Origin of the sequence: Sphingomonas sp. FUKUSWIS1, assembly GCF_000733135.1 — a bacterium.
GTDB lineage: Bacteria > Pseudomonadota > Alphaproteobacteria > Sphingomonadales > Sphingomonadaceae > Sphingomonas > Sphingomonas aerolata.
Map to the genome: position 1 here is coordinate 1 of NZ_JPJC01000270.1, position 664 is coordinate 664.

At 71.8% G+C, this 664-nt stretch carries 1 protein-coding gene; it reads left to right on the top strand.

Features of this window, described 5'->3' with window-relative positions; translation table 11 throughout:
- A partial coding sequence (locus sphsw_RS17330) for a helicase C-terminal domain-containing protein (protein ID WP_031441713.1) occupies positions 1 to 664 on the top strand: 664 nt, incomplete at both ends.

Below are 664 nucleotides of genomic sequence, written 5' to 3' on the forward strand. Positions count from 1 at the left end.
CGGTCGACCGGGTCGAAGGACGCGAATTCGATATCGGGCTGCATCGCCGCTGGCTCGACCCGACCCGCCCGTTTGCGGAGGTCGTGCTGAAACCGGCGCATGGCGCGCTGGTGACGTCGGCGACGCTGACCGGGGGCGGCAGCGCGGAGGAAGGCTGGCAGATCGCCGAGGCGCGCAGCGGCGCACCGCATCTCACCCGCCCGGCCGCGCGGTTCGCCGCGCTCAGCCCGTTCGACTATGCGACACAGGCCGAGGTGCTGATCGTCACCGACGTCAAACGCGGCGATGTGGGCGCGCTGGCCAACGCCTATGCCCGGCTGATCGTCGCCTCGCGCGGCGGGACGCTCGGGCTGTTCACCGCGATCCGCCGGTTGCGCGGCGTGCATGGCCGGATCGCCGACCGGCTGGCGCGCGAAGGGCTGCCGCTGCTCGCGCAGCATGTCGATCCGATCGATACGGGCACATTGGTCGATATCTTCCGCGATGACCCGGGCGCGTCGCTGCTCGGCACCGATGCACTGCGCGACGGGGTCGACGTGCCGGGCGAATCGCTGCGGCTGGTGGTGATGGAGGGCGTGCCCTGGCCCAAGCCGACCGTGCTGCATGCCGCACGACGGCTTGCGGGTGGTGGCGCCGTGTATGACGACCGGCTGATCCGCGCGCG